13 protein-coding genes are annotated in these 25,222 nt (G+C 52.9%); 10 read left to right on the forward strand and 3 right to left on the reverse strand.

What is annotated here, in order from left to right:
• Positions 1-32 precede the first annotated feature (32 nt).
• The 4 genes from QEH53_RS00470 to QEH53_RS00485 all read left to right on the forward strand — a co-directional run bounded on the left by QEH53_RS00470 (position 33) and on the right by QEH53_RS00485 (position 9,189).
• Entirely contained in the window at positions 33-995 is a 963-nt protein-coding gene (locus tag QEH53_RS00470) for an acetylxylan esterase (protein WP_309021146.1), read from the forward strand.
• 150 nt (positions 996-1,145) lie between these two features.
• Positions 1,146-3,065 (forward strand): family 43 glycosylhydrolase, encoded by a 1,920-nt coding sequence (locus QEH53_RS00475; RefSeq protein WP_309021147.1) that lies wholly within the window; start codon positions 1,146-1,148, stop codon positions 3,063-3,065.
• Positions 3,066-3,463: 398 nt separating this feature from the next.
• Positions 3,464-7,063, forward strand: a complete 3,600-nt coding sequence (locus tag QEH53_RS00480; RefSeq protein WP_309021148.1) for a hypothetical protein — start codon at positions 3,464-3,466, stop codon at positions 7,061-7,063.
• Positions 7,064-7,185: 122 nt separating this feature from the next.
• On the forward strand, positions 7,186-9,189 hold the full coding sequence (locus QEH53_RS00485) for a tetratricopeptide repeat protein (protein ID WP_309021149.1): 2,004 nt from the start codon (positions 7,186-7,188) through the stop codon (positions 9,187-9,189).
• 7 nt (positions 9,190-9,196) lie between these two features.
• Here QEH53_RS00485 and QEH53_RS00490 read toward each other — a convergent pair whose 3' ends face one another.
• The 3 genes from QEH53_RS00490 to QEH53_RS00500 all read right to left on the reverse strand — a co-directional run bounded on the left by QEH53_RS00490 (position 9,197) and on the right by QEH53_RS00500 (position 14,130).
• Positions 9,197-10,819: an agmatine deiminase family protein gene (locus QEH53_RS00490; RefSeq protein WP_309021150.1), complete on the reverse strand. Its 1,623-nt coding sequence runs from the start codon at positions 10,817-10,819 to the stop codon at positions 9,197-9,199.
• A 148-nt stretch (positions 10,820-10,967) separates the two neighbouring features.
• A complete protein-coding gene (locus QEH53_RS00495; RefSeq protein ID WP_309021151.1) occupies positions 10,968-13,109 on the reverse strand; it encodes a tetratricopeptide repeat protein in 2,142 nt (713 codons plus the stop codon).
• A gap of 103 nt (positions 13,110-13,212) precedes the next feature.
• Complete coding sequence (locus QEH53_RS00500) at positions 13,213-14,130, reverse strand: DMT family transporter (RefSeq protein WP_309021152.1); 918 nt, start codon at positions 14,128-14,130, stop codon at positions 13,213-13,215.
• 244 nt (positions 14,131-14,374) lie between these two features.
• On the opposite strand from QEH53_RS00500, the gene QEH53_RS00505 reads away from it, so the two are divergent.
• The 6 genes from QEH53_RS00505 to QEH53_RS00530 are packed head-to-tail and all read left to right on the forward strand — an operon-like array spanning position 14,375 to position 25,219.
• A complete protein-coding gene (locus QEH53_RS00505) occupies positions 14,375-16,999 on the forward strand; it encodes a peptidase MA family metallohydrolase (protein ID WP_309021153.1) in 2,625 nt (874 codons plus the stop codon).
• Positions 16,983-17,819 carry a DUF4159 domain-containing protein gene (locus tag QEH53_RS00510; RefSeq protein ID WP_309021154.1) on the forward strand — a complete coding sequence of 279 codons (837 nt, stop codon included), beginning with the start codon at positions 16,983-16,985 and terminating at the stop codon, positions 17,817-17,819. The genes QEH53_RS00505 and QEH53_RS00510 overlap by 17 nt, the downstream gene beginning before the upstream one ends.
• A 33-nt stretch (positions 17,820-17,852) precedes the next feature.
• Entirely contained in the window at positions 17,853-18,839 is a 987-nt protein-coding gene (locus QEH53_RS00515) for a MoxR family ATPase (protein WP_309021155.1), read from the forward strand.
• Positions 18,840-18,855: 16 nt separating this feature from the next.
• On the forward strand, positions 18,856-19,761 hold the full coding sequence (locus QEH53_RS00520) for a DUF58 domain-containing protein (RefSeq protein WP_309021156.1): 906 nt from the start codon (positions 18,856-18,858) through the stop codon (positions 19,759-19,761).
• On the forward strand, positions 19,758-21,773 hold the full coding sequence (locus tag QEH53_RS00525) for a BatA domain-containing protein (RefSeq protein ID WP_309021157.1): 2,016 nt from the start codon (positions 19,758-19,760) through the stop codon (positions 21,771-21,773). The genes QEH53_RS00520 and QEH53_RS00525 overlap by 4 nt, the downstream gene beginning before the upstream one ends.
• On the forward strand, positions 21,773-25,219 hold the full coding sequence (locus QEH53_RS00530) for a hypothetical protein (protein WP_309021158.1): 3,447 nt from the start codon (positions 21,773-21,775) through the stop codon (positions 25,217-25,219). The genes QEH53_RS00525 and QEH53_RS00530 overlap by 1 nt, the downstream gene beginning before the upstream one ends.
• Positions 25,220-25,222 lie beyond the last annotated feature (3 nt).

Consider the following 25,222-nt stretch of genomic DNA (forward strand, 5'->3'; position numbering starts at 1 on the left):
CACCTGACCTCCCAATTTGATTTCTGTTTCCCATGCCTCTCGTCGACAAACCTCTCTCGGAACTTAGAGTCTATCAAGGAACGAACCCTTGTCCCCAGGATTTCGATACTTATTGGGATGACTCGCTAACGGAGCTCGCCGCGATCGATCCTGACCCCGAGCTCACACCAAATAACTCGATCACGACGAAGAGCGCTGACTGTTTCGATCTCCGCTTCACCAGCATCGACGGAGCTCGCATCTACGCGAAGTACCTTCGTCCAAAGAGCGCCAAGAGTTGCCCCGCCGCTCTTATGTTCCACGGATACAGCGCCGAATCCGGCGAATGGAACGACAAGCTCTCCTACACCAGCGAAGGAATCGCCATTGCCGCGATGGACAGCCGTGGCCAAGGAGGCCTCTCGCAGGACGTGGGTGGAGCGCTCGGTACAACACTTAGAGGGCACATCGTCCGGGGATTGGAGGATCCCGATTCAAAGAAGCTACTCTTCAGGTCTCATTTTTTGGATACAGTTCAACTCGCTCGCGTGATTGCGGGATTCGAGGAAATCGACGCAGAACGAATCGGCTGCTTTGGCGGTTCTCAAGGCGGCGGACTCGCGCTTGCCTGTGCCTCGCTTTCCCCTTTTATCAAACGCTGCGCGGTGTTTTTCCCATTCCTCTGCGACTACCAACGCGTTTGGGAGATGGACTTGGCAAAGGATGCTTACGATGAGCTTTCTTACTATTTCCGGCGGCGAGATCCGGCCCACAAGACCAAAAGAGCAGTTTTCGAAAAGCTCGGCTACATCGATTGCCAGCACCTCGCTCCTAGAATCAAAGCTAAGGTTCTCATGCAAACCGGCTTGATGGATGCTATCTGCCCACCCTCAAGCCAGTTCGCAGCTTACAACAAAATCACATCGGACAAAGATCTCATCGTCTATCCCGACTTTGGCCACGAAGTGCCTACTGGAGGGTGGGACCAGGTTTTCAATTTCCTATCGAAACTCTAAGGACGTAACCAATTGTCGGAATTCGGGCACTATTTAGCGCACTACTCGTTGTAGTCGCTGCTCGCAAAGACATTCGTTTCCAAGCCCTTAATACAATCTACTTAAGTCGCAATGCTCCACTGTCGCCCCTTGTTGATCGCCCTTTTTACCATGGCATCCGCCCTGAATCTCTTTTCTGGAGACTATCCAAATCCATTGATTTTGCAGCGAGCAGATCCTTGGATCCACAAGCACGACGACGGCTACTACTACTTCATCGCTACAACTCCCCAATACCTTCGCATCGAAATGCGTCGATCCGAAACCATCGCCGGTCTGGCGACTGCGGAACCGACTACGATTTGGAACGCCCATGAAACAGGACCGATGGGCAATCATATCTGGGCTCCCGAACTGCATTACCTCGATGGAAAATGGTACGTTTACTTCGCGGCTGGAGACGCAGAGGAAAAGTGGCGCATCCGGATGTATGTATTGGAAAACGAATCTTCAAATCCGCTTGAGGGAGAATGGGTGGAGAAAGGCCAAGTTAAAACCAACTGGGACGACTTTTCTTTGGACGCCACCATCCTTGAGCACGGCGGCAAGCGCTACTACGTCTGGGCTCAGATGGACCGAGAAATGGGCGTGAACTCTAATATCTATATCTCCGAAATGGAGAACCCGTGGACGCTGAAAGGTCCCCAAGCGATGCTGACCACAGCTGAATTCAGCTGGGAGCTTATGAAATACAAGGTCAACGAAGGTCCTGCGTTCCTCAAGCGGAACGGCAAAATCTTCATGACTTATTCCGTCAATGCGACCGATCGCAACTATCGCATGGGATTGCTGTGGGCCGACGAGGATGCAGACCTGCTAGACCCAGCCTCGTGGATAAAGTCGCCTGGCCCAGTCTTTCAAACTTCGGAAGACAACGGGATTTACGGGCCTGGCCACAATGGCTTCACCACAGACGAGGAAGGAAACGACATCCTAGTGTATCACGCACGCAACTACAAGGATCTTGAAGTCGACTCTTTGCGGGACTGGAACCGCCATGCTCGGGTCAAACCATTCACATGGACTGATTCCGGCTTTCCAGATTTTGGGGCTCCACAGCCAGATTCTCCCGAAAAAATCGCAGACAAGCCCCTCTTCCGTGATCCGATTTTCGACGGTGCAGCTGATCCCGTCGTTATCTGGAACGAATTACGCGGACGCTGGTGGATGTTCTACACAAATCGGCGAGCTAATGCAGACGAACTCTTCGGGGTACAGTGGGTACACGGCACGCACATAGGAATCGCCGAATCGAAGGACCAAGGCGCCTCATGGGAACGCCACAGCCAAGCGAAGATCAACGGCCTGCCGCCCGAACTCCAAGTCGAAGATCCAACGCACTGGGCTCCCGAGGTTATACGGGGCCCCGATGGCAGCTACCATATGTATCTCACGTTTGTACCTGGAGTATTCGATAACTGGGGACACCCTAGAGTGATAGTGCACTTAACCAGCGACGATCTCGAGAACTGGAACTACCAATCCACCCTTTCGCTCGTTAACGAGAAAGTGATAGATGCCTGCGTATACCAGATCGGAGAAAACCATTGGCGCCTGTGGTACAATAACGAACTGGACGGAAAATCGATCTACTACGCAGACAGCACGGACCTTTTCAATTGGGAAGACAAAGGGAAAGCTGTTGGCGACAAATCAGGAGAAGGACCGAAGGTCTTTAACTGGAAAGGCTACTTTTGGATGATAACCGATGTCTGGTCCGGCCTCGGTGTTTATCGCTCTGACGACGCGCTCAATTGGCAACGCCAAGAAGGTAAAAACCTACTGGAGACTCCCGGATCTGGCGAGGATGACGGAGTGATTGGCGGTCACCCCGACGTCCTTGTGCAAGGCGACCGCGCCTACCTTTTCTACTTCACCCATCCCGGGAGAACCGACTTGTCATTACCGGATGGATACGAAACGCGGAGAAGTTCGATACAGGTTGTCGAGTTAGAATTTGCAAACGGGAAACTTGACGCAGATAGAGACGAACCCGTTTCAGTAAAACTAGACCCTAGGTTTTCTCACTAGAAGCAGGACAGTATTTACCGTCACAATATACCAACATATTAGCGCGTATCCATACCTTGGAACGCGCTTTTTGTTTTTCATGAATACGCGGTGCGAAAACCCCAAAGTATCCATGAAACGCCTCGATCGTTTGCAATTTCGCGGATCTGACACCAGTATTCTTACTGTCAGATTCTTGCTACGTTGGAAAAAAAGGGAACCTAGTTTTTCATACAAATATAAATACCCCGGATCCGCTCCGACCCACCTAACCCTGACGCTTACCTCACCGGACCAAACCCCAATCGGTCCCGTTTTCCAAGACTAACCATATCCCGCCAAGATGACCCGTGTCTACTCCACCGAACGTGGTCACTAAGCCCCCTTTTCAACCTTTGCATCAAACCTACTACTCAAAGATGAAACAAACGAAACAGAACCCGATACCCCGGTTCCGAACAACATTAGCTCTCTCGCTATTGCTCGGAGCTTGCACCGCTGGTTACTCGCAAGAGGAAACCGACGAAGATGAGATCTTCGAACTTTCCCCGTTCGAAATCACCAACTCAGAAAACGACATCGGATATTACTCCGAGAGAACCTTGGCCGGTAGCCGTCTTAACAGCAAGGTCTCTGACCTCGCAGCTTCGATCACAGTAGTGACCCTGCAGCAAATGCAGGACACAGCCGCAACTGACCTCAACGACGTCTTTCTGTACGAGTCTAGCACGGAAGGTTTTGGTAACTTCACCGCAACGGGTGGTAGCCTCGCTGACCGCGGTACCGTAAAGGATGCCGGCGCTGGTTACAGCTTTGCGAATACCGGTGAAAGTGCATCCGCAGGCTCCTCGAATCGTATTCGCGGACTGAGCTCACCTACAACTACGCAGAACTTTTATCCTACGCTAGGCGGCATACCATTCGATGCCTACAACACGCGTTCTGTAGAAATTAACCGTGGTCCAAATTCCATTCTTTCTGGCTTGGGAAGTCCTGCAGGTATCGTCAACCAGTCTACCGCTAACGCTGCCCTTAATACCGATAGCACTCAGTTGGTTCTCCGCTTCGATGATCGCGGAAGCATTCGCGGCAGCTTCAATCACAATCAATCGCTCATCGAGGATAAGCTCGCGATCTACGTTGCTGGTTTGAACGAACAGGAAAAGTTCGAGCGCAAACCATCGTATGACAAGACCAGCCGTTTCTACGCGGCCATCAAGTACAAGCCCTTTGAGAAGACGAGCATTCGCGGTAGCTGGGAAACATTTAACAACAACAATCGTCGCCCAAACTCACTCACACCTCGCGACTTTGTGACTCCTTGGCTAGAAGCGGGTCGTCCCGCCTACGATCCGGTCACCCGCATGGTCACCGTTCTCGATACTGGCGTTACCCGCGGACCCATCGAGGTCAGCAACCTATCGCCAACGTATCCAGACGCCTCAACCGGGCACCCTGCCAACCTGACTGGCGGAGGTATGCTCTACAACGAAGACAGTATCTACTACACTCCTGGTATCGTTGATTCGGATGCTCGTGTTGGACGTCCTGTCATTCTTGTAGGGCAAGACGGATACATAGCCACTGAGAAGATGACGGATTACGGATGGAACGCCAATTCCAACTACCCGCAGTCTCAGTCAGCTCCAGCTGCGGGAGATCGTACGCTTCAAGAGTGGAACCTGACCAGCCAGCTTTGGATGCGTTCCGACTTCTACAATTGGGATGACAATGTCGCTAATTTTGTGGCACCTCCAGTAACCGATCAGTCAGTTTACGACTGGGAACAGTTCAACACGCTCGCGATGAACTACGGTTCGAAATCTGCAGACACTTTGAACTTTGAATTCGAACAAGAAATTCTCGAAAACCTGCACGCTTCAATCGGCTGGTTCCGTCAAGAATACGAAGATGTTCAGAACTACACCGTGCAGCAGCAAACAGGTGCAACACTTTATGTAGATCCGAACATCAATCTGCCAAACGGTCAGCCTAACCCGTACTTCGGCCTTCCGTACCTAGAGGACTACCTTCCAGACACATGGACGAACGAAGAGGTTAACGACAATCTCCGCGCCCAGCTTGCCTACCAGCTCGACTTCACCGAGAAGGACAACTGGATGAAGCACTTGGGTAACCACAGCTTCCTTGGCCTTTGGTCGCAGCAGAAGTCAGAAAGCCTTCGCCTGCGCCTTCGTGGAACCTATGTGGGCGGTGATGGACGTTTCCTACCTTGGAACGACTTGGACTCCACCGGAGCATGGCGCTACTACGGCAATAGCGATCGCATCCGCCGCAACTACTTCCTCGCCAACCCGGGCGACGAGCAAGCGACTGTCACGTCAGGAGCACCCACAAACTGGGGGCAACCCAACTACGTCGGTGTCGGCGGTGAAGTGCTCCGCGATTTTGGCGGGCCAAACTCAGGCATGGTCAGCCTCTACGATTGGGAAACTCGCCAATGGGTGGACAGGCCAGCCGAATGGGCAACCGTGTTACACGACGCCACAAGTAGTCGCAACCACCGCGATCTAGAGTCTGAAACGCTTGGTTGGCAGGGCTACTTTCTCGATAACCGCGTAATCACAACTGTTGGTTGGAGAAACGACGCCGTCGATCTTCGTAACACAGTTGGATCCACCGATCTTGGACGTGAAGAATTCACCGAAAAAGGTTACGTTAAGCCTGAAGCTAGCTACAACCGCTGGTCCTACGGAGATAACCAAAGAAACGAAGACTACCTTGAAGGAAGCACACGAAGCGTCGGTGTGGTCGCAGTTCCCTTCCGTTGGGACGGTGGCGACTTCCGCGTGCACTACAACGAGTCGGACAACTTCAATCCGCCGACTTCTGCCCAGACTGACGTTTTAGGCAATCTTTTGCCTAAGCCTACCGGTACCGGCGAAGACTACGGCTTCAGCCTGACCGCCTTCGACAACAAGTTCACCGCGAAGGTTAACTGGTTCACCAACTCTGCTGAAAACGAGCGTACTGGCGCCGCGGCAACGCTGATCGACCGCCTTACTCGTATCGAGCACCGTTACCTTAAGCCATGGGCTGAGCAGATAGCTCACATGGAGCTTGGTTACCAAAACTATGCAATCGATGAGCAGAATCGTGCTGATCTCGACGCTCAGCAGCAGGCCAATCTCGAGGCCCGCGTGGAAGAAATCACTGGACTTCGCTACGATTGGCCTAACGGCCTCAACTTCGGTGCGACTCAATCCACTATCGCAGAAGGTATGGAAATCCAGCTCATCTACAATCCAACCAGAAATTGGAATATAAAGATGACAGCTGCCCAGAACGAGACGACCACCCAAAACGTTGCTCCACAGTACGATGATTGGGCTGAACTCCGCGTACCTTACTGGCAGAGCCTCACTTCGCCACTTACTTCAGCAAATGATCCTAACATCGACGGAGACAACGACCCGAACACCTATATGTTCAACGGTGAGCGTCCTGTAGACTTGAGCACCTTCTGGACGGCGTACGGTTACCAACCGGACTTCGATAGCACTAAGCCTGAGAATCCTTGGGCAGACGTTAGCGAATACTTCGAGTACGCGGTGCAATCCCAAGTTGCTCTCGCTAAGGCACAAGAAGGCGTACCTTCGCCAAACCTCCGCGAATGGCGTATCAACATGATCAGCAACTACCTCTTCACAGACGGCCGCTTCAAGGGCTTCGGTGTCGGCGGTAGCCTCCGCTGGGAAAGTGAGTCTGCTATCGGTTACTACGGTTACGCTGCGGATCCAGATCGTCCAGACTTCCTGAACGCTCCTGATCCAACGAATCCCTACAACGATGACGGAAACGTAAACGTTGACCTCTGGGCTTCTTACAAGGTGCCAGTCAAGAATGAGAACTTCGACTGGAAGCTCCAGCTCAACATCCGCAACGTCCAAGACTCTGGCGAGCTTCGCCCGATCGCTGTTGACTACGCGGGCAACGTGTCTGGCTACCGTATCATCGATCCACGTCAGTTCTTCTTCACCTCTACTTGGACATTCTAATCGATACGTCTCGTATCCATTAATCCATAGTCTAGTTTAAAATTAGGGACCCCTTCCTCTTGCGAGGAGGGGGTCTTTTGTGTACGTCATATGTCCTATCGCCGGTAATCCGTTTGAACCGCATGCAATTCCCGAAGACGAAAATCTCCCTTTTCCTCAGCCTCCTGCTCGCCCTATCCATTTTTTCAGTATGGAGCAATAGCTACCAGTCACCGCTGGTCTTCGACGACCTAGGATCCATTCGCGACAACGCCACCATTCGCCCACCGTATTCCTTAGAACCTTTGTTCAACCCACCCTCAGAGGGAGCTCAGACCGTTGCAGGTCGGCCGCTCCTAAACCTAAGCTTAGCGGCCAACTACTACTTCTCTGGCGAAAACTACTCCACGTATCGAGTCACCAATGTGATGATACATCTCGCCAACGCACTTCTTGTATTTGCTCTCGCTACCCAACTGCTTCGACTCGCCTCTTTTGATGAAGATGTCCGCACAGCCAATTGGCTGCCTTTCTTTATCAGCCTAGTCTGGGCACTGCATCCGATCTCCACGACTGCCGTCAGCTACCTCGTACAGCGGGCGGAATCCCTAACTGCGCTTTTCTTGTTGCTAACACTCTACTGCTTCTCTCGAAGCCTTGATTCGAAGCGGCCAATTGCTTGGCTAGCCGTTTCACTGGTAGCCGCATTTGTGGGCAGCGCTTGCAAGGAAACAATGGTCGCTACCCCGTTCCTTGTCGCCCTGATCGCATGGAGTTTCGGACAAAATCCGGACCGCCAGGCGCCTACACGGAACTTTCAGCTTTCAATCTATTTCGGGCTACTTTTCCTATCGATCCTTCCCACGATCCTGCTTTCTCAGGCTACTGGAGACAGAGCGGAAACCGCCAGCATGTCGATCGGTATTCAATCTTTGGATTACCTAAAGCTCCAATCATGGGCTATCCTGCGCTACCTTCAGCTAGCAGTGTGGCCAGCTGGACAGGTGTTCGATTATGGAAGAGATATCGCTATACCGTCCACTCTCGCTTGGATGGGATACGGTTTCCTCATCGTCTTAGGCCTAGCGTTTTCTGTCTACCTCTTTCTCAAGCGAAGGAAGATCGCTTTCATCGCCCTCGCCCCATTCATCTTGCTTGCTCCAAGCTCCAGCGTTTTCCCGCTGGCTGACCCGATCTTCGAACATCGATTCTACCTCTCGCTCGCTTGCATCGTCGCCTTGCTCTGCTTAGGCCTCCACAAGCTCTCTGCCAAAGCCACATTGGTGTTGCTTCCAATTATCGCGACCTTGCTCGGCTTGACGTCCCACGAGCGAAATAAGACCTACCAAAGCGCTATCGAACTCTGGCAAAGCTCCCTCGACTACTCGCCCATTAACGCCAGAGCCCAGACAAATCTCGGAACCCTCCTCCTTGCCGAAGGAAACTATGATGCCGCGATCGAACACCTCTCCAAAGCGATAGAAATCCGTACAACTCCGCTTCGTCTGCACAACCTAGCAAATGCCTACGCCTTGAATGGGCAGACGGAAATAGCAATCCCGCTCTATACCGACGCGCTTATCTCCGAGCCCAACTTCCCAGCAGCGATCCTCGGCCTAGCCGAAGCGAACCTAGCGGCAGGCGACTTTCCCGCAGCCATGGAGTCGTTCCGCAAATTCCTAGAAGAATCCCCCGACAATATACCTGCCCTACGAGGCTATGTTCGATCATCTCTCGCCACCAAGGATCTAGAAACGGCGATCGAAGCTTTCCAACGGATTTGCGAACTCTCCCCGCAAAACGCTAACGCGTATTTCGATCTTGGAGACACCTTAGCTCAGGCCGCGCAATTCGAAAAGGCTAAGTCCGCTTTTCTTCGCGCGATCGAGATTGAACCGCAACATGCTCAAGCCCTCTCAAATCTTGGCAACCTATACCTCATGCAAAGGGAATACGCCAAAGCTACCAAATCGTACCAAGACGCCATACGTATCGAGCCTAACGCAATGTCGCATACTAACCTAGCCATCTCCCTCATCTACCAACGCCGTATCCAAGAAGCCAAGACGCATCTCGAATCGGCGATCGAACTCGATTCCAACTACCCGCCTGCTAGAGATTTGCTGCATAAGCTGAACAGCCGCTGACACTAGGTTACTCGAGCCCTGTGATGCTTGGAATCGTTAGCGTAAAGCAGTGAATCATTCCCATGAAATCCGTGAGTACCGTGCAATCGATCCAAATTTGCTCCGCATCGGGGCAAGCTTTTTTATAAGCCGCAACGACCTGCTTCTCCAACTCAGTCATCAGCGCTTTTTCGTCTTCACTTCGAGCTTTGAAACGAGGAATCAAAACGATCTCACCACCATCTAAGGACTTTACGAATAAGCTGTTAACGTAAGAACGATAATTAATCTGCGGCTCCACATGGCTTGCCAACAGATCTGGATACGTCTCGCCGAGATACCTTTCAATCACTCGCTCCTGTCCCGTGCTTGATTTCCAGTCGGCAATCCCAGCATCTGCTTCGAGCTTCGATTCAATTCGTGGATTGAATTCGAAGGCATCCCAATTCGCCAGAGCCAAAGCAGGATCAAAACGCATCGCAATACGCTCTTCAGTCACGAAAACCTGCAACGCTTTCAAGAAGAGTTCGCGTCTCACGTCCTCGTCGCTGTCGAACGCAGGAGGCGGCATTGGGACCTTAATGATCGTGCTCTCAGGAAAGGCTTTTCTTACGATGGCTTCGTTTCTCGCGAAACTCGCCTTGAGCTCTTGATCGAGTAAGCGGTGGTAGGAACGTTTCCCTTTTATCCCTTGGGGAGGCTCCGCCATCAAGACGACATTCTCTCGAATTGGCTGCACCACGAAGTCCAAATGCTCTATAGTCTTTCCGGGCAAGTTCTCCAGAAAGACAATCGTATCTACTCCATAGTACTTCTCGACAGTTTTTCGAAAGTTCTGAGCGGTGCCACCATTTGCACGTAAGGTAGATTCGGATACAAGTGCTGCCTTCGTATTTACCGGTAAAAAGTCGCCGCCTTGCAGATAGAGGGGCGGGCGGGAAAGTTGCGTCTCTATCCCCCACTTCGCTTCCAACATTCCCGCCATCAGTACGGGAATGCGGTCGCTTCCTTCTAAGCCTCTCAAGTTCCCAAGCTCTTCGACCATCTTGAAATGTTGCTGTATCGGATCTTCGGTTGTCTTGACGTCGAATAATTGTCCCCTTGTCGCACCGGGGTCCCCAACGCTGGGATCGAGCAAAACAAGACTATCTTCGATACCTTTGGCGAACTGTGGGCCGAAGTCTCTCATCCAAATCGAAAATGCCTCACTCGCCTCCAAACTCAGCCTATTTAAATAAGGGGCGATTCGATCATCGGATTCCAGTCTACCCCAAAACGCCCCGAGAGCCCTCCGGTCGAGCCGATGATAGTAAGCCACCACCTCCACCCGCGGCAACAGAGCTGCCAGCGTGTCCTTGAACAAACTCTCCAAATCCTTGTTTTCTTCCAACTCGCCCAAGGGCAAAGCTAAGGCTACCGCCCGAGTCGTCTCCCACGGCATCAAAAGGCGCTCGAGTGGAACCGCCTCGCTTGCCTTTCGATAAACGGTGTCATATTCCGCGGATACGCTTTCCCAGAGCGACTCTTCACCCCCCGGCAAAACTAAGGCTGAATTGTTCGAGCCTTGGGCGGAAAGCTCAGTCCAGATGCACCACAAGGCGGCACCTGCTAACAATTTGAGTGAAGTCGTTTTTAAGGATAGGGAAGGCATAAACTCGGAGACAGGGCTAACAGCTCCCGTCCTTTTAATCAGCCGAAAACTGACAGATCTTTTCAAATCCGCTACCCGATACCAGCCACCGCTTCCCTTACAGTCAAACAGATCGATGAAACTGAGGGATCTTAACCTCGCGTGGCACCTAACTCCCAGTAGAAAGCTGTTGCATGAACTGCAAGTAGGATGGCTCTTGCGGAGCCAAATCCAGCGCCTTTTGCAAGCTTGCTCTGGCTGATTCCAAGTCTCCGAGTCGTGTCTGTATTATGGAGATATTATACCACCAGCGATGCTCATTAGGATCCAGCTTGAGAGCTCTCTGCATGGGCTCCACCGCTTTTACAAGTTGGCCCTGACCAGCCAGCAAAAGTCCGATGGAGAACGGATACAGTCCAGAGTTTGGCTCGTAGGCGCTAGCGATGCGAAGGTGCTTTATAGCCTCCTTACCTAATCCAACGCGGTCGTAAAGGATCGAAACATCATAGCGGATAGCAGCGTTTTTTCGGTCGAAGCTGATCGCAAGTTCGCCGTATTGCTTCACGAGGTCTATGTTACCCTCGCTAGCCGCTTGGGAAGCCAGCTTCAAAGCCCCCGACGGACGGTCCGCGTTGTACTGCAGGTAATCGTTATACTCGTCGCGGAGTTCTTCGCTCAGGTATGGGCTTTCGGCTAGAGTATCCGCCACTTGCATACGCACGATCCGCGAGGAGTCTTCTGCCGCCGCTTGCAGGTGCTCCAATCCATCCGCACGCGTTCCGAGAAGAAAAATGGCGACATCCCGCAAGATTGGTTGGTCTGCGTCCTTGTACTCAAGGGCTAGATCGCGCACTTCGTCGAGATGAGAAAAGTCTCGCAACATTCGTAACCAGCTAGCTCGCCAATAAGGATTTTCCTCCGCCTTTAAGCGAGCGATGATGGCCTCGGGGGACTCGAGCTCTCCCGACCACGTATCCGAAAGCAAATGCGCCCGGTCACGTAAATCAGTGACTCGATCCGAGTCTCCCCACCACTTATCGAATTGGCTGAGCAGATGATCTGCATCCAAATCCTGATGGCAGCTGGTGCATGCGTCTGGAGCTCCGAAGGTTTTTGCCATGTAAGGATCGGGGATAGTGAAACCATGATCGCGACGCGGGTCGCGCGCCATGTACTCTCGCTCTGGCATGTGGCAAGCCACGCAAGAGTCACCATCGGAGCCTATCGGGTGGCGACTATGCGTACCCAAATCAACTATAGTCGCCCCTAAGTTTCCGGTACTGTGACATTGGATACAGGTCGCGTTGGAATCCGCAGGGAACTTGAGCGTCGCGGAGTGCGGATCATGGCAGTCCATACAGGAAACGCCTGCATGTCCCATCCTACTGTGCATGAACGACCCCCATACGAAGTTTTCCTCGTTAGCCTTTCCGTCTGGGAAGTAAGCCGTAGGATGGTCATAGAGCATCACACGGTAGTGATCCTCAAATGATTCGCCGACCTCGAAGCCTCCCTCGCTCAGCTCCTCGCGGCGAGAATGACAGCTGGCGCAATTTTCCATCATGACCCGCGTCTCCGACGATGCGGGCACCTCGTAATCGTCCCTGCCGATTGTCGCAACATGCTGTTTCATGTCCGAATGGCAGGCGATGCAGCTGATACCTTGGTGCGTCCAAGAACTGGCGTAACTGTCCTTCGAGGGATCGTAATTCTTTTCATACTCGGTCGTATGGCACCAGGCGCAGTTGGAGTTCCAATTCATGCCCTGACCAGACCAATGCCCCCACTCGCCAAGCAGCCGCTCCTCATCGCCGAAAACGTTGAACCACTCTTTCTCGTCGGGATCCCATGCCATCGCATGAGCTTGCAAACGCCCTCGTTCGCCTTCCACCAGCGGCTGTTGCAGCGGGGTAACACCTATGACCGCCGTCGCTTTCGCGGGTAAGTAATCGCCATCTGGGTTTCTCTCGCTTATCAGGAAATCGCCTCCTTCGTAACTTACTCGATATTCGCGTCCAGCGACATCCTTGAATTCGCCTACCCCGTAACGAGCCGCATCTGTCTCTGTGTCCACAAAGCGGTTCGCATCCGCGTGATGGCTGCCGATCCATGACTTGTGTTCGTCTTCATGGCACTTCAGGCACGTCTCTGGCTGGCGCCAGTCGGCATGAACCGTTGCCACCGCGGATGACTCCGCTGGAGCGGGCGCCTTGTTTTCGTTTTTTTTTGTGCAGCCAAAAATAAAGGCCATGGCTGCTAAGTACGTGGAACCGAGGATAAACAGGGACTTCTGAGGGGGGAATCGTTTCATTCGACGAAGTTATCTAAGAATTCATTACCCTGCTGCTTCCAGATTAATTCTGCCACAATCGGATTTAGCGACCGGCAGCTAACTACCAGTTGGTCCCAGCTGCTCATCCTCTCGTACTCCCGGTGCGCGACAATTCCAGTCGGCCCATGCCGTAAATCGACCCAAGAATCAGTACGCCCCCTAGGACAATTCCGAGCCCTATTGACTCACTCTCGATCAGCAACGCCGACTCAACCACACCACAGAGCGGAATCAAGAAACGGTAGGTGGACAGGACGTTCACGCTGTACTGCTCGATCAATCGATTCCATAAGGTAAATGCGGTAGCTGATAAGAACGCTAGATAGAGTATTATCCAAATTGCGTTATCGCCCAAGTCACGCCAAAAGCCGCTCCAACCGCCTACCCCTAATAGCAGTAAGGCAAATCCTCCTATAAATAATGAGAGCGAAGTGATAACCCGGCTACCATGATGCGCCGACATCTTCTTGAGTCCGATAGCCCCGAAAGCACCCGAGAGCGATGCCAATAGAAACGCTGCAGTTCCAAGACCTACCTTCCCGCTTCCCGCTCCCGGAGCGTAGACCGCCAAGGCGATACCCATCGAGCAAACAGCCACAAGACCCCATTGCTTTGGGCTCGGCATGGGCGTTTTCAGCAAGATCGGGGCCAGCAACATCCACCAAAAGCTACCACCTCCAACAAGCAATGCTCCCAGAGTACCACTCGAAACACTGAGGGCGTAGTAGAAAAAAACATACTGCAGGACAGTCTGACCAAGGATAACCCAAGCGAGCAATCCCACAGGAGCCGATTTAAGAGTGCTTAAAACCGAACTGCGGCAAAACGGCACGATCATCAGGCCCGCAATCATGAATCGGATCCCCGCAAAGGTCATTCGTTCCCCGAAACCATCTATGGCAAGAGCGTCGTAACTGAGTTTGATAACTGGGAACGCGCTGCCCCAAAGCGCGGCGCAGACGAGAACCTGCAAATAGAAGCTGAACGGAAGCGGTTTCATTGCCTAATGGCATTCCACAAAGCGTTCGTCATTCCAGTCCGGCAACCTAAAAGAGGTACGCCTCTACTCGGATTTTCGGTCCATTTTTTCTGGGTTAGAGTGGCGCGTCATTAGCTTGAGTGACATAGTTCAAACCCGTCGGCACAGCTCGCCAAATCTACAGCGACCCGACGCAATCCCAAGCCGAACCAAGCCGTTTCACTAGCAGTGTTATCGTACCCAGCCTAATCCCAACAGTCCACGCGTGCCAATCGGACTCAATCTCAAATTTATTCGTCGTCATATCACGCAGCCCGCCAAAGGGCTGTGCGTCTGGGCGCTTTTTTCACTCTGCGGTCCACAAGCAAGGGCGGTAGACACGCTCTCGATTTTGTCAGAAGCGCCTCGTCTTGAAACCGCTGCTGAGCTTTTCAATTCCGGCCAATACGAAGAGGTAATTATCTACTCGACCGCAGCTCAAGACCTCGACCCTTGGATCACCGACTGGGAGATCTACAAGGCTCGATCTCTCATGGCGCTGGGCCAATACGAGGAAGCCTACACTTCGCTCGAAGCCTACGTGAGCGAGCGCTCGTACGATATCCGGGCACGCCTTCTCCTTCGAGAGACCGCCCTGCTCACCGGACGTATCGACGAGGCCGAGCGGCAGAAGGAAGCCCTCGCATACCTCGTTAACGAACAACGCCGCCGCTACGCCTACGATCCCGAGAACGTCGTCGCCATCGGACATATCGCCTTGCTCTACGACGTGGAACCCAAGCTGGTCTTGGAGAACTTTTTTCGGCGGGCGCAAGAGTTCAGCACCAAGCCGGTTTCTGCTTACCTTGGCACCGGAAATCTGGCGCTCTCCAAGGACGACTTCAAACTCGCCTCCAAAGCATTCCAAGAAGGACTCCTAGAATATCCTGGCCACGTTGAATTACTTCACGGCCTAGCCAAAGCCTACGAAGAGGGCGATAGGGCGCAGTTGCTCAACTACGTCCAACAGGCCCTCGCCATCAACTCCCGCCATTCCCCCACTCTCGTGCTGCTCGCAGAGCACCTAATCGCCGCCGAGTCCTATGAAGCGGCTGCACAAAATCTCGACGCCGCCCTACTGGTCAATCCACGCGACTCCGAAGCCCTCGCCCTGAAGGCGACTATCGCCTACATCCGCAATGAAAACGACCGTGGCGACGAGCTACGTACAGCCGCCTTGGCATCTTGGCCAACCAATCCGCGGGTTGACTACCGCATCGGTAAGCAACTTTCCCGCAAGTACCGCTTTTCCGACGGTTCCAGCCACCAGCGTATCGCCCTTGGGTTGGACGAGGGCTACAACCCCGCCCGCATCCAACTCGCTCAAGACCTTCTACGCCTCGGACGCAACGAAGAGGCATGGAAGCTGGCCAATGCCGTGCATGAAGCAGATCCGTATAATATTTCTGCATACAACTTGGTCACTCTGCGGGATCGTCTCAACAACTTCCAAACCATCGAGTCTGAGCACTTTCTCATTCGCATGAGCAACGAAGAAGCGCCGGTCTACGGCGAGCGTGCCCTCGAGGTATTGGAGAATGCCCATACGCGCCTGACCGAGAGATACGGCCTCGAGCTTCCACAGAAAACCACGGTTGAAATTTACCCGAACCCTGCCGACTTCGAAACACGGACATTCGGCGTCCCGGGCAACCCAGGATTCCTCGGCGTCTGCTTCGGCCCCGTCTTCACCATTAACAGCCCCTCTACCCGAGAGGCGAATTGGGAAGCCGTGCTCTACCACGAATTTTGCCACACCATCACCCTCAACCTCACCAACAACCGTATGCCTAGATGGCTCTCAGAAGGAATCTCTGTCTACGAGGAACAGATCGCAAACCCAGCATGGGGACAGCGTATGAGCGTGCCGTACCGCACCCGGATCCTCTCCGGGCAGATGCAGCCAATCAGCTCCATGAGTTCCGCATTCCTGCAAGCGAACGATGGTGAAGATATACAATTTGCCTACTACCAATCGTATCTGGTCGTTGAATACATCGTCCAGACTTATGGTATCTCGCCGCTGCGCGATTTGCTCGTCTCCTTGGGCGAAGGAGTCGAAATCAACGAGGGATTGGAAACGCACCTCGCTCCGCTCGATGAGCTCGACGATGGGTTTTCACAATTTGCCCGCGCCCAAGCGGAACAATTGGCCAGCGACTACCGCTTCGATTCGCAGAGCGGTCCGGTGGGAACAATTCTCGACCTGACTTCACCGAAAGAAAACTACCGGGCGGAACTTGACCATGCTAACGAATTCCTGGAAGCGGAAGATTGGACAGCAGCGATCGAACGGCTAGAACAACTGATCGTAACAGCAGGCTACCTCCCGGGTGAAGAAAACGCCCACTGGCCGCTTTCCAAAGCGTATCACGGCATCGGATATTACGACAAAGAAGCCGAGACACTCGAAGAAATGGTAGAGCACGAAGCGAATCGCTTGCCCCCCGTCACCCGTCTCCATGAACTTGCAATCTTAAGTGAAGACGCACCGAAAATCTATAAGTGGTCGAACGCATGGTTAGCGATAAACCCTATGGCTGAAACACCTTGGCGTTCACTCCTCAAATCCGCAAAGTCCCTCGATGTCTCGCCTCGGGCAACCGAAGCGGTTTCCGCTTTGCTCGCCTTAGATACGCCCGACCGCCCCTCTCTGCACTACCAAATGGCCCTATTGACCGCAGCAGACGACCCAGAAGGAGCCAAACGCCATGTGCTCAAGGCCCTCGAAGCAGCGCCACGTTTCAAGGACGCATACCGACTTCTAAAAGAGCTACAATCCACCATCGCCCAATCCACTCCTAAGGACCCATTGGAAGGTCTCGACCTTAAGTATGACTTCTTGGACTAAAAGGCACGTTCTCCATCTCTGTGCGGGCATAGGGTTCGCGATCTCCGGATTCCTGGCGAGCGTTTCGCAAGGGCAGATGCTCGACCGAGCAGGCGTGCCCGAATGGGAAGTTTCGCCGGCCTTTAAGGATGACGTCTTTACTTTTGCCCGCATTCAGTATGACTCCTTTGGATACGGAGGTGGCTGGGGCGGCGGTCGCCGCGGACGTTGGGCAATCGACTATCCGGACGCGGAACTCAACCTCGCCTACCGCTTACAGCAAATGACCAGCCTAAAGGTCAATCCCGACTCAGCGGTAGTGCGTCTGGACGAAGACAATCTCGCCGACTACCCTTTCCTCTATATGGTTGAACCGGGCTCCCTTTCCTTTCGCGAAACGGAAGTAGAGGCGCTTCGGAACTACCTGCTCAACGGCGGCTTTCTTATGATCGACGACTTCTGGGGCGAGGAGGAATGGTATAACCTTCAGTACGAACTCGAGCGTGTTTTCCCCGACCGAGAAATACATGACTTAACCATCGAGCACCCCATTTTCCACATCGTCTTCGACCTCAAAGAAAAGCCGCAAGTACCGTCCGTCGGGCATGCCATGCGATACCAAGGAACGGGCCGCACGTGGGAGCGCGAGGATGCCAAGGAGGTAAATTATCGAGCTATTTATGATGACGACGGCCGAATGATCGTGATCATTTGCCATAACACCGACCTCGGCGATGGCTGGGAGCGCGAAGGCGATTCGGAATGGTACTTCCGAGAGTTCGCCGAGAAAAAAGCCTATCCCATGGGCATCAATATTATCGTCTACGCCATGACCCACTAACACTCTGCCCAAAATCCATTTTCCCAATACGCTATGTCTGACACTATCGAATCCCATTCCGCCATCTTCGAACGTATCCAAATCGGAAGACAAAAAGTCGAAAGCGAACTTTCAAAAGTTATCGTAGGCCAAACTGAAGTCACCAAGCAACTTCTGGTCGCCCTGCTCGCAGGTGGTCACTGCATGATCACCGGAGCTCCAGGACTTGCGAAGACGCTTCTGGTTAAGTCCATTTCAAACATCTTTCAACTCAACTTCCAGCGAATCCAATTCACGCCCGATTTGATGCCCGCAGACATAACCGGTACGGAAATCCTTACCGACACGGACAAAGGCCGACAACTCACCTTCGTGCCCGGCCCTATGTTTACCAACCTCCTCCTCGCCGACGAAATAAACCGCACCCCTCCGAAAACTCAATCCGCCCTCCTGGAAGCAATGCAGGAACATCAGGTCACGGCTGCCGGAGCCCGACACGTCTTGGAGGAACCCTTCTTCGTTCTAGCCACTCAGAACCCGGTCGAAATGGAGGGAACCTACCCTCTGCCTGAAGCTCAATTGGATCGCTTCCTATTCAACGTCCTTATTGATTACCTACCAGAGGCGGACGAGATCGAAGTGGTACGGCGCACCACAATCAACTCCAAACCCTTCATAGAGCCGGTCTTCAGTGCCGAAGAGGTCATAGCTATCCAAAGTCTCGTCCGAGAGGTTCCTGTATCCGACGACGTAATACAGTATGCCGTCAAACTAACCGCCGCGAGCCGACCCAATACGCCAAACGCTCCAGAATTCGTAAACAAGTACGTCAACTGGGGAGCTGGCACACGTGCCGCTCAAGCGCTAGTCTTGGCCTCCAAAGCCCTCGCCCTCTGGGAAGGACGTTCCTACGTGAGCAAAGAAGAGATCAAGACCTTAGCTAAACCTGTTCTCCGCCACCGCATCTTACTCAACTACCGAGCGGAGGCAGAAGCTAAAACCGTCGAACAAATCATCGAGGACCTTCTCCAAACCATCTGAGACTTTTAAAAACATCGTGCCGCAATCAGCCACCAGTATCGATCCCGAAGCCTTGCTCGCCATCCGCGACCTCGAGCTGCGTGCACGCATCGTGGTGGACGGCCTTTGGTCTGGACTGCACCGAAGTCCCTATCATGGCTTCTCGGTCGAATTTTCCGAGTATCGGCAGTACAGCCCAGGAGACGACTTGCGCTATTTGGATTGGAAGGCTCTCGCTCGCACAGATCGTGAGTACCTCAAGATCTTCGAAGACGAAACGAACTTACGTTGCACTATCGCTCTCGATTCAAGCAAGTCCATGAACTTCGCTTCCGGAGTGTACCCCAAGACTGAATACGCAAAGACACTCGCAGCTACACTTTCCTACTTCCTGCTCCAACAGCGCGATATCGTCGGGCTTGCCCGTTTCGACGAAGATGTTAACAATTATCTTCCCGCTCGATGGCGTCCGGGCCATTTGAAACGGGTCTTTGCCCTACTCGAGCAAGCTTCGCAAGGCCTATCCACCAATATAGAAAAGTCGCTGCAGTCTATCGGACGACTGTGCCGCAAGCGCGGACTCGTTATTTTGATATCCGACTTTCTTTCGGATCCGGAACAATGGCATCAATCTCTGGCACACTTGACTGCCATGGGGCACGACGTGAGAGCCTTACAAGTGCTCGATCCTGCTGAGGTCAATCTGGACTTCGGCAAGCCTGCATACTGGGAGGACATCGAGTCGGGTGAAACCCTTTACGTCGACCCAGAGTCCCTAAAGAGCCGTTACCAAGATCGCTTTGCCAGTCGGCAAAGTAGGTTGTTGGAAGTGTTCCGCTCTGCAGGTGTCCGTCACCAAACTATCACTACAGACCAAGCACTCGACCAGTCGCTCTTGGACTTCGTACGAAACTTGAGGGGAGCCAATCGCTCACGTCCATGAGTTTTCTCGCTCCCTTCTTTTTGATCGGAATCGCTCTCGTGGCGGGGCCTATACTTTTTCACCTGATGCGTCAGGCGCCGCGTAATCGCGTCGTCTTCAGTTCCACCGATTTATTGGAACCCAGCCAACCAAAGCATCAAACCAGTCGTCGAGTCCAAAACCCTTGGCTACTGCTGATTCGTTGCCTCATCATTGCTCTGCTCGCTTTCGCATTCGCCCGTCCCTTCATTCCTACCTCCTCACAAAACACGAGCTCGAACGAAATCCGGCGCGATGTGGTCATCGCGCTCGACCAAAGCGCGAGCATGAACAGAACTGGTGTCGCTCAAGGAGTAATTGAAGAAGCAATCTCAATTGTCGAAGCCCTAAAACCCAAAGACCAACTTTCTGTATTCGGATTTACTGACAGGATTGCACCCATTCTCTCTAACGAGCAGTGGTTAGACCTCTCTACTGAGAACCGAAAAGCCTTTGTCGTAGAGCAACTGCGAAATTGGAAGCCACTTAATTATCCTGGAGAAATCGACTTGGCGATTAGCGAGGCCGTATCGGAAATAGAAGGACTGAGGGAGTTGTCATCAGCTCCAGGATACGGCGAGGTTTACATTATTTCTGACTTCGCAGAGGGAACGAGCCTAAATGGGATCGAGCTCATTGACTGGCCAACGGCCATGCGTTTGACGAAGGTCGAAGTTCAACCAGCTGTTTCGGGACCTAACCTGAGTCTTCGCTGGCTACATGGGACCGAAACCGAGGACGGCCAATCGGTAGTTCAAATCGTTGTAACCACCACCCAGCCGCAGAGCAAGAGCCTCGCGACAATCTCTATCGAAAACGCGGTTACGGGCGAAACCATCGGGCAGACTCTAGAGGTCGTTATCGAAGATGAAGCCCAAAAGATCGTTTCGCTTCCGATCGAGCAAAGCCTTCTAAACTCTCCGATCTCCATCCGGCTCGAAGGCGACCAGCAGGAGTTCGACAACCTGCTGCCAATAGCTCCCGAATACATCCCTGAAGTCACGATCGGATTACTCAGCTCCGATACGACGAGCGCCGAAAAAGCCGCTCCATATTTCGTCGCCAAAGGAGTCCAGGGGTTCGAGAGTCCGCGCACTCAGATAGACACCCAAACTCCTACGAGTTCCGGCAATGACGCTTTCCTGATCGACCGCAGTCTCTCGGCAGACGAAACAAGCGCTATTCGAGCTGAAATCGGGAGCGGAAAGTCAGCTCTCATTCTCGCTCGCAGTATCGATATTTCCGATACGCTTCGTGCTCTAACGGGAAACGACGCGTGGGTGATTAGCGATCGTCCTCGGGCGAAGTCTCTCCTGATCGGCGAAGTCGATTTCGGGCATCCCCTTTTCGCGCCTTTCGCTTCACCCCGCTACAGCAATTTTGCAAATATCAATATCTGGAAGGCACCTGAGATGGCAACTCCAGACAGCGCAACCATCCTTGCCCGCTTCGATGACAAAACACCTCTTCTGAGTTCCTTGCCAATTAGCGAAGGGACTCTTTACGTTTGGACTGGAAGTTGGGACCCCGCAGACTCCCAGTGGGTTTTATCGAGCAAGTTCATTCCCTTCCTTCATCGTTTCATTCTCGGAGCATCAGGAGGCCCTGCCTTCGCTAGCAATGTTCAAGTAACCAAGGAAAACGTCGATCGCTACCAAAGTCTCACCTCCGACCAACAGATTGAGTCGGTAGGGATCTATCCAGTCCGAGGACAGTCGAACCGTTGGGTGGCCTTTCAACCTGTTCTTGAAGAAAGCAAAACAAATTCGATTTCCCAAGACGCTTGGGACCAGCTTGGACTGCCGGAGTTTGACGAATCCATCACTCGCGCTCAGGTCGAACGTATTCGAATCAACTCGGACAGAGAATCCGCTGCAAACATCGAGGAACGCCAGCAGATTTGGCAATGGCTACTATGGGTCGTTTTGGGACTACTCGCCGTCGAAAGCGTACTAGCAATTACTTCACCACGCGGAAGGGAGGCCACGACGTAATGAAAGAAACGATACAAGAACAGTCTCATTTGTCTCACGCAAAACTGCGACGGGAACTTTATCCAGTGGCCCTTCGAATTCGTGACAGAGAACGTATCCAAATCCGAACGAAGGCTTTCCTGAAGGCCTTTGCTGCGTGCGCTCTCGCTGCGTCAATCGCTTACCTCTTTCCTAGTCTATCCGACTTTGCCGCGATTGTCGGGATACTGGCCACTACCTTATTTCTGGTGCTTTCGTACAGGCGAGAGAATCATATTGGAATTGATTATCTAGAGGCCGCTCGCGCTATCGAAAAGAAAAACCCCAATCTCAACCAATCTCTCATTACCGCGGTCCAGCAGAATCTCGCAGGCGACTCAGGCTTCTTTTCCACTCAAGTAATAAACCAAGCCTTAGCATCAGAAAGTGTGCCCGAATGGGAGAACATCGGAAAGCCTGATTCCCTGAAAGGCGCTCTCTCGCACATTGGGGCACTTTCAATCTTGGCATTTAGCCTCTACGCGTGCTTCCAAGCCAGCAAGTGGTCTGACTCAATTAACGAGGAATTTGCGCAGTCACCCGAAGTAGCAAGCTCAGTTTTAATCGAGCCTGGCAACATCGAGATCCAACGCGGTTCGTCTATCGTCGTCACTGCTCGCTTCGAGGGACGTCTGCCCGATGGCGTCGAGCTAGAGCTTGTCCCATCCAATACCGAGGCGTCCTCTACGATTCGCATGGCCCAGAGTCTTTCGGATCCAGTATTCGCTTATTCTCTCCAGGGAATCGAGGAAACAATCGCTTATCGTATTCGCTACCGAGATAGTGTTAGCGAAACCCACCATATATCTGTTTACGATCTACCTAAGCTCGTAACGGCAGATGCAGTGCTAAAATTCCCAGAATACACAGGTTGGAAAAGTCGCAAGGTCATGGATACACTGCGCCTGTCCGCGATAGAGGGAACCCGACTCTCCTACACCTTCAATACCAACAAGCCCGTCCAAGACGCTTACCTGGAGAATAAAAGAGGTGAACGCGTTAGCCTGAATCCGAACAATGAATACAAAACTCAGTTCTTATTGGAATCGGTCCTAAATCGTTCTGAGAGCTACACTCTGCATCTGCAAGACGAAGCGGGACGTTTCAACGAATACCCCGCAGAAATACAAATCGACTCGATCGAAAACAAACGTCCCAATTTACGGGTAGAGTCACCCCGTGGAGACTTGCGAGTGTCTCCCCTCGAGGAAGTACTTTTCAGCGGAAACGTGAGCGATGACTTCGGACTCCTAGATTACGGAATCGGATTCGCATTTTCTGGGGAAGAACCAAACAGCTTTTCCTTAGCGAACGAAAAAGCTGCTCCCGACACTTTCGAAGACGAATTGAACTATCTCCTCAACTTGGAAGAACACTCCGTACAGCCAAAGGACATTTTCAGTTGGTACCTATGGGCGACCGATTTCGGCCCAGACGGAGCCGTGCGCCGCACCACTGGAGACCTATATTTCGCCGATGTGCGAAATTTCGATGAGATATTCAGAGAGCAAGATCAGGGTGGCGGTGGACAAGGCGAAACCTCCGAACAAGGCATGGAGCTCTTAGAGAAGCAAAGGCGAATCGCCATCTCCCTATTTCGTATCAAGAATGCTGCGACGGACGCAGAGTCAGAATCGGATAATCTCGACGTCGTTCAGTTAAGCCAAGTCGAAGCTTTAGAGGAACTTCAGCAACTCGTCCCCCAACTGCGTGAGGCGAGTTCACGGCAGTACGCTTCCGAGGCACAACGCTTCATGGAGGGTGTCGACGTCGGCCTTAGCCAAGCTATTGATCGGCCAAGCCTCGAGCCACTCGAGTTGGCCTGGAGCGACGCCCAAAGTGCTTACGACAAATTGGTGAAGCTGGGGGACGACGAGTTTAACGTATCACGGTCTCAGAATTCGCAACAAGGCGGTGGCGGCGGTCCGTCCCGCAATCAAGCCCAAATCAACGAGCTCGATTTTCGAACTGAGGACAGCCGATACGAAACGGCCAGCCAAGCCCAAGCCCTCACCTCTCCGGATGAAAGAAAGGATTTGGAACTGATCTCGAAACTCAGCGAACTATCCCGCAGACAGGATGACATCAACGAACGGCTTCAAGAAATGCAGGGCGAACTAGCCAACGCAAAATCGGAAGAGGAGCGGCAACGCATCGAGCGGGAGCTCAAACGCTTGGAAGAGGAGCAGCAGCAAATGCTCGCCGACGCCGACGAGGCTATTCGTCAAGCTGGCAACCGACAAAGTACCCGCCAAGTTCGCGAACAGTTGGAACAAGCCCGCGAGAACATGCGCGAGGCAAAGGAGGAACTTGAGGACGGACAAGTCTCGCAGGCTCTCGCCTCAGGTACCCGAGCCCGCAACACCTTGGACCAAAGCCGCGACCAGATGCGCGAAGCCAATAGTAGCGAGTTCTCTGAAGCATTGCGCGAAGCTCGCTCGCAGGCGAAGCAGCTTTCGGAGACCCAGGAACAATTGGAGCAGCAAATCGATGATTTCGTGAAGACGTCCCGCGGCAAACTAGATGACACGGAGGAGCGTGAATCTCTGGCTCAAGACATCGAGCAGCAATCGCGGGAATTGAAAAGCCTACTTGATCAAGTGCGCGAGATAGCTGAAGCGGCGGAAAACGTTGAGCCCGGTTTATTCCGCGACCTGTATCAGATTCTTCGCGACAACAACACATCCCGCTACGAGGAACGTTACGATGAAAGCTCACTCTACGTAAGACAGGGGTTCATAGACGAAGCTCGAGGAGGCCAAAGAGGCTTGTCCGAAAGCATTGAGCAGTTAAGCGAATCAATTTCCGATGCCGCCGAGAGCGTTTTAGGTAACGAAGCTGCCACCATGCAATTCGCCCAATCTGAAATCGAATCGCTAAACCAACAGCTTGAGTCGGAACGCCAGTCGCAAAATCAGTCACAAGCTCAGTCACAGGGCCAGCCACAAAGCCAATCCGAGGGCCAGCCATCAGGACAATCTCAACAAGCCAACAACACTCAGCCACAGAGAGGCGGATCCGGAGGCGGATCCACGCCAAACCTCGGCGAGCAACTGAGAGATGCGTTTTCTGATTTCGAACAAGCTCAACAAGGTCCCTTGACCGGTGGTTCATTCAGCGAGTGGATCGATCGCTTGAACACGGTGGAATCGCTCCTTGAGGAGCCAAACGTCCGAGCACGCGTCAGCGAGGCTCGGGAAACTGCCGAAAGCATGCGCCGTGACTTCAAGCGACATGGAGAGCTTCCCCAGTGGGATATGATCGAAGGACAAATTACCGATCCGCTCAACGAAGTAAGAGCCTGGCTAGCTGAAGAGCTTATTCGCACCCAAGGTTCCGATACGCTACAAGCAATTGATCGCGACCCTGTGCCTGAAGAGTACAACAATATCGTTCGTAGTTATTACGAATCGTTAGGAGACGACTAAAGG

Origin of the sequence: Pelagicoccus sp. SDUM812002, assembly GCF_031127835.1 — a bacterium.
Classification (GTDB): domain Bacteria; phylum Verrucomicrobiota; class Verrucomicrobiia; order Opitutales; family Opitutaceae; genus Pelagicoccus.